The organism is Williamsia sp. (genome assembly GCF_016462415.1).
Classification (GTDB): domain Bacteria; phylum Actinomycetota; class Actinomycetes; order Mycobacteriales; family Mycobacteriaceae; genus Williamsia_A.
In genome coordinates, this window is record NZ_JAEMTF010000158.1 from 1 (window position 1) to 6,355 (window position 6,355).

5 protein-coding genes are annotated in these 6,355 nt (G+C 69.4%); 3 read left to right on the forward strand and 2 right to left on the reverse strand.

Annotation, left to right across the window (positions count from 1 at the left end; translation table 11 throughout):
- Positions 1-4,281, forward strand: a 4,281-nt coding sequence (locus JHC79_RS22205) for a beta-ketoacyl synthase N-terminal-like domain-containing protein (RefSeq protein ID WP_296394984.1), incomplete at its 5' end; no start/stop codon positions are given.
- Positions 4,278-4,682, forward strand: coding sequence for a holo-ACP synthase (locus JHC79_RS22210; protein ID WP_296394986.1), 405 nt, complete (start codon positions 4,278-4,280; stop codon positions 4,680-4,682). The genes JHC79_RS22205 and JHC79_RS22210, both read left to right, overlap by 4 nt.
- Position 4,683: 1 nt before the next feature.
- Here JHC79_RS22210 and JHC79_RS22215 read toward each other — a convergent pair whose 3' ends face one another.
- Positions 4,684-5,361, reverse strand: coding sequence for a TetR/AcrR family transcriptional regulator (locus JHC79_RS22215; RefSeq protein ID WP_296394989.1), 678 nt, complete (start codon positions 5,359-5,361; stop codon positions 4,684-4,686).
- Positions 5,362-5,379: 18 nt separating this feature from the next.
- Positions 5,380-5,853, reverse strand: a complete 474-nt coding sequence (gene bcp, locus JHC79_RS22220) for a thioredoxin-dependent thiol peroxidase (protein WP_296394992.1) — start codon at positions 5,851-5,853, stop codon at positions 5,380-5,382.
- 122 nt (positions 5,854-5,975) lie between these two features.
- Here bcp and JHC79_RS22225 point away from each other — a divergent pair, with 122 nt between their 5' ends.
- Complete coding sequence (locus JHC79_RS22225; protein WP_188491868.1) at positions 5,976-6,197, forward strand: DUF3618 domain-containing protein; 222 nt, start codon at positions 5,976-5,978, stop codon at positions 6,195-6,197.
- Positions 6,198-6,355 lie beyond the last annotated feature (158 nt).

A 6,355-nucleotide genomic window follows, 5' to 3' on the forward strand; every position in this document is an offset into this window, starting at 1 on the left:
TGGCAGTTCGCCAGCCCGGTTCGCTGGATCGAGACCCAGGAACTGCTCTTCGCCACACCGGATCTCGGTGGCATCGGCATCGAGCGCTTCGTCGAGATCGGAGTGAAGTCGGCACCGACGCTGTCCGGTCTCGCGACCAACACCCTGAAGCTCGACGGCTACGCACGCTCGGCCGTGCAGGTGCTCAACCTCGAACGCGACAGTCTGGTCGTCCTGGCGCAGGATGCCGACGTCGAGGTCGACGAGCCGGAGGACACCGCGACGACCGACACACCGGCCGCCGAGCCCGTCGCCGCGACACCGGCACCGGCCCCCGCGGTCGCCGCCGCACCCGCGGGCGGTCCGCGACCCGACGATCTCGCGTTCTCCCCGGCCGACGCCGTGCGGTCGGTGATCGCACTGTGGACCAAGATGCGCACCGACCAGATCGGTACCGCCGACACCATCGAGGCACTGTGCGACGGTGTCTCCTCACGTCGTAACCAGTTGCTGCTCGACATCGGCGGCGAACTCGGACTCGGCGCCATCGACGGCGCCGCCGAGGCCGACATGGCGGCGCTGGCATCGACGGTCAACAGTCTCGCCCGCGGCTACAAGCCGTTCGGCGCGGTGCTGACCGACGCGATCAACGACCAGATCCGCAAGGTGTTCGGTCCGGTCAACAAGCGACCGTCCTACATCGGTGACCGGCTGTCGTCGGTGTGGCAGCTCGGCCCGGGCTGGGTCCTGCACACCACCGTCGCCGTCGCCCTGGGCAGCCGCGAGGGGGTAAGCGTGCGCGGGGGAGACCTCGGCGGACTGCTGAGTGCCCCGGTCGGCAATGCCGACGGGCTCGACGCCCTGATCGACGCCGCGGTCTCCGCGGTCGGCGCCGAGCGTGGTGTCGCGGTGTCGAAGCCGGCGGCCGAGGGTGCCTCCGGTGGAACCGTGGACGTGGCCGCACTCGGTGAGCTGACCGAGCAGTTCACCGGCCGGACCGGTGCGCTCGCCAGCGCCGCCCGGGTCATCCTGACCAAGCTGGGTCTCGACGACGAGGTCGCAGGCATCGCCGCGGAGGAGTCCGACGACACCCAGGCCGTGGTGGACCGCGTCAGCGCCGAACTCGGAGCCGACTGGTTCCGTACCGTGGCCCCGGCGTTCGACGAGCGACGTACCGTCCTCGTCGACGACCGGTGGGCCACCGCCCGTGAGGATCTCGCTCGGATCTGGGTGGAGGACGAGCACGACCTGCACGATCGCTTCGACCACGTCGCCCCGCGCTTCGCCGGAGCGGGCGACACCGTCGCCCACCATGCGACCTGGTGGCAGGGCAAGGCTCTGGCCGCAGGCCACCCGGTGCACGCACGGACCTACGAGGCCATCGCCCACGCGGCGCAGGATCCCGCCCGCGGGATCTGGGAGTCCGAGATCGCCGTGGTCACCGGTGCCAGTGCCGGGTCCATCGCGGCAGCGGTGGTCGGACGTCTGCTCGCCGGCGGCGCCACGGTCATCGCGACCAGCTCGCGACTCGACGACACCCGGATCGCGTTCTTCAAGAAGCTCTACCGCGAGAACGCCCGCGCCGGTGCGTCGCTCTGGCTCGCCTCGGCGAACATGAGCTCCTACACCGACGTCGACGATCTCGTCGAGTGGATCGGGGGCGAGCAGACCGAGAACCTCGGTGGCACCACCGGCGTCGTGAAGCCGGCCCTCAAGCCGACCCTGCTGTTCCCGTTCGCCGCCCCGCGGGTCGCAGGCGACCTCACCGACGCCGGCGGTCGCGCCGAGCTGGAGATGAAGGTCCTGCTGTGGTCGGTCGAACGACTGATCGCCGGCCTCGGATCCATCGCGGCCGACCACGATCTCGAGGCGCGACTGCACGTGGTTCTGCCCGGGTCGCCCAACCGCGGCATGTTCGGCGGTGACGGCGCCTACGGCGAGAGCAAGGCCGCCCTCGACGCACTCGTGACCCGGTGGGGTGCCGAGGACTCGTGGAACAGCACGGTCACCCTGGCGCACGCCCTGATCGGCTGGGTCCGCGGAACCGGTCTCATGGGCCACAACGACGGCATGGTCGCCGCCGTGGAGGCCGCAGGAGTCCGGACCTGGACCACCGAGGAGATGGCCGACGAACTGCTCGGGCTGTGCACGGCACAGATGCGTGCCGATGCCCGCACCCGGCCGGTCGATGCCGACTTCACGGCGGGACTCGACCCGGCGACCCTCGATCTCAAGGCGCTCGCCGCGGTCGCGGCCGACACCGCCACGACCGACGTCGACGACTCGGCCGCGCAGGCAACGGTTGCGGCACTGCCGTTCCCGGCACGTCCGGCCGCGACGACCGTGCCGTCCTGGCCCACGATCGACGTCGCGCCCGAGGATCTCGTGGTCATCGTGGGCACCGGTGAACTGGGGCCCTACGGCAGTGCACGCACCCGCTTCGAGATGGAGGTGGACGAGAGTCTGTCGGCCGCAGGTGTTCTCGAGCTGGCCTGGAACACGGGTCTGATCGTCTGGGAGGAGACCCCGAAGCCGGGGTGGTACGACGCCGAGTCCGGTGACCCGGTCGCCGAGAGCGACATCGCCGATCGCTATCACGACGCGGTCGTCGAACGCTGCGGCATCCGCCGCTACGACGACGCCGGCGCCATGATCGACAACTCGGCCCCGCTGCTGCAGTCGGTCTTCCTCGACGAGGACCTGTCGTTCTCGGTGGGCTCGGAGGACGAGGCCCGCGCGTTCGCCGCGGCGAACCCGGAGAAGACGCGCGTCGTCGCCGACGCCGAGACCGGCGAGTGGAAGGTGACCCGACGTGCGGGCACCGAGATCCGCGTTCCGCGTCGCTTCGAGCTCACCCGCACCGTCGGCGGGCAGATCCCGACCGGCTTCGACCCCACCCGCTGGGGGATCTCGGCCGACATGGCCGAGTCCGTCGACCGGGTCGGGCTGTGGAACCTCGTCGCCACGGTGGACGCGTTCCTGTCGTCGGGCTTCGAGCCGTCGGAACTGATGCGCTGGGTGCACCCCGGGCTGGTGGCCAACACCCAGGGGACCGGCATGGGTGGCATGGAGTCGATGCGCTCGCTCTACATCGACACGCTGCTCGGCGAGTCCAAGGCGAACGACATCCTGCAGGAGGCGCTGCCGAACGTCATCGCCGCGCACGTGGTGCAGTCCTACATCGGCAGCTACGGCGCGATGATCCACCCGGTCGCGGCCTGCGCCACCGCCGCGGTCTCCGTGGAGGAGGGCGTCGACAAGATCAAGCTGGGCAAGGCGCTGTTCGCGGTGGCCGGCGGTTTCGACGACCTCGGCATCGAGGGGATCGTGGGCTTCGGCGACATGTCGGCCACCGCGGACTCGGCGAAGATGGCCGCCCGCGGGATCGACCCGCGCCGGTTCTCCCGCGCCAACGATCGCCGTCGCGGCGGGTTCGTCGAGTCGCAGGGCGGCGGAACCGTACTGCTGGCCCGTGGTGACGTGGCCGCCGAGATGGGGTTGCCGGTTCTCGGCGTCGTCGCCTGGGCGCAGAGCTTCGGCGACGGGGTCCACACCTCGATCCCCGCACCGGGTATCGGTGCGCTGGGCGCGGCACGCGGCAAGCAGGATTCCGGTCTCGCACGGTCGCTGTCCGCCCTGGGCGTCAGCGCCGACGACGTCGCGGTGGTCTCCAAGCACGACACCTCGACCAAGGCCAACGACCCCAACGAGGCCGATCTGCACGAGCGTCTCGCCGGCGCGCTGGGGCGCAACGACGGAGCACCGCTGTTCGTCGTCTCGCAGAAGTCGCTGACCGGGCACTCCAAGGGTGGTGCGGCGGCGTTCCAGCTGATCGGCCTGTGCCAGATGCTGCGCGACGGGGTCATCCCGCCCAACCGGAGTCTGGACTGCGTCGACGAGGTGATGGCCGACCACGAGCACCTGGTGTGGGTCACCGAGCCCCTGCGACTGGGATCGCGGTTCCCGCTCAAGGCGGGACTGCTGACCAGCCTCGGTTTCGGCCACGTGTCGGGTCTGATCGCGGTCGTGCACCCGGAAGCCTTTGTGCAGGCTCTCGATCCGGCCGCACGGGAGACGTATCGGAAGGCTGCCGCCGCCCGTGCGCGTCTGGGCAACCAGCGGATGCTCGAGGCGATGTGCGGGGGAGCGCCGCTGTATCAGCGCCCGCCGAACCGTCGTCTCGGCGATGCCACCACCGACACCGAGCGTGAGGCCGCGTTGCTCCTCGATCCGGCCGCGCGTCTCGACGGTGCGGGCAGCTACCCCGCCGTGTCGGCCGACGCCTCGGTCTCGGCCACGTGAGCGTGATCGGTGTGGGTATCGACGTCGTGTCGATCCCCGAGTTCGCCGATCAGCTCAAGGTGCCGGGAACGTCGTTCGCGCAGCGCTTCACCGTGGGCGAGCGGCGGGACGCGGCGTCGGGAACCGCCGAGGACGCACGGCATCTCGCGGGCCGGTGGGCGGCGAAAGAAGCGGTCATCAAGGCGTGGTCGGTGAGCAGGTTCGCCCGCTCACCGGCACTGCCGCTGATCCGTCACAGCGACATCGAGGTCGTCACCGACACCTGGGGTCGACCGGCGATCCGGTTGGCCGGGGAGATCGGTGAACATCTGCGCGACACCACCGTGCACATATCGCTGACCCACGACGGAGCCATCGCGGCCGCGGTCGCGATCCTCGAGGACGCGCCGGCACAGAGCTGAGTCAGTGTGCGCCGAGGTGGTCGGTGTCCTCGAGCATGAGGTAGCCGCCCATCATGCGCTTGAGCTCGGCGACGGTCTCGGGATGGTTCTGCCCCTCCTGGACGGAGAAGCTGAGCAGCGAATAGACGGTGTGCACCAACACCTCCGACATCATCGCCCGGCGCGGACGTTGACTCGGGGTGAGTGGCGCGATGATCCGTGCGACCTGCTCGGCCAGTGCGCGCTCGTGCACCGTGGCGGTGGCCCGGGTCGCAGGCGTCGACTGGACGGCGAGCCACACCGCCCGCCGGGACGGATCGTCCTGCCACAACCGTGCGAGGTGGTCGATGAACTTCTCGAGCAGTCGCGGCCAGTCCAGCGACGGGATCTCGGCGCCGAACGCGGCCACGGCGTTCTGCACGCCCGCCGCGTCCTGCCGGTCGAGTTCGCAGACGATGACGTACTTGTTGGCGAAGTACTGATAGAGCGTGCCGATGGGTACGTCGGCACGGGCGGCGATCTCCTCACACGTCAGTGACTCGAACCCGACCTCGATGAGCAGCTCCCGCGCCTCGGTGAGCATGGCGTCGAACTTGCGGCGGCTGCGTTCCTGGGTGGGCCGTTTGCGGGGCACCAGCGGTTCGGGCGACGACAGGCGACGTGCGTGCGCGCCGCGCTGGGTGTCGCTCGTGGCTGCCATCGACGTAGACGGGTCGGATCAGACCGAGAGATCGCGACGGAGTTTCGCGACGTGTCCGGTCGCCCGCACGTTGTACTGCGCGACGGCGATGGTGCCGTCGGTGTCGACGAGGAAGGTCGATCGGATGACGCCGGTGACCGTCTTGCCGTACATCGTCTTCTCGCCGTACGCGGCCCACTGCGCGAGCACGGTCTTCTCGGGGTCCGACAGCAGCGGGAAGGTGAGGCCCTCTGCGTCGCGGAACTTCGCCAGCTTCGCGGGCTTGTCCGGCGACACGCCGAGGACCGCGATACCCGCGCCGTCGAGCTCGGCCAGGTTGTCGCGGAAGTCGCAGGCCTGCTTGGTGCAGCCCGGTGTCGACGCGGCCGGGTAGAAGTAGACGATGACCTGCTTGCCCGCGTAGTCGCTCAACGACACCGGGTTGCCGTCGGCGTCGGGGAGGGTGAACGCAGGTGCCCGGTCGCCGGGCTCGAGTCGCTTGGTGGTGGTCACCGGAGTCACGGTAGTCGAGGCGATCGGGGTGCGACGGCAGGTGTCGCGACCGTTCTGAACTACCGTGGGGGTCACAACCCGCTGAAAGATCATTCTTTCGATTCGACCCAGATGGAGGACACGTGGCACGGGACACCGACAGCATCGAACGTGACATCGCCCGTGCTCGCGAGGAACTCGCCGCGACGCTGGACAACCTGGCGGTTCGTGCGAACCCGCAACGGCTGGCCGATGACGCGAAGAACGGCCTCCTCGCGACACTGAACAAACCGGCGGTGAAGTTCCCGCTGATCGGTGTCGGAGTGTTGGCACTGGCCCTGACGGTGAAGAAGCTCGTCAGCTGAAACACCAAGCAAAGCGCCCGGATTCGGCAGAATCCGGGCGTTTTGTGTTTCGGCTGCACCTCGATGAGGTGGAGGGTCCAAACGTGTGGTGCGCCATCAGGGACTCGAACCCCGAACCCGCTGATTAAGAGTCAGCTGCTCTGCCAATTGAGCTAATG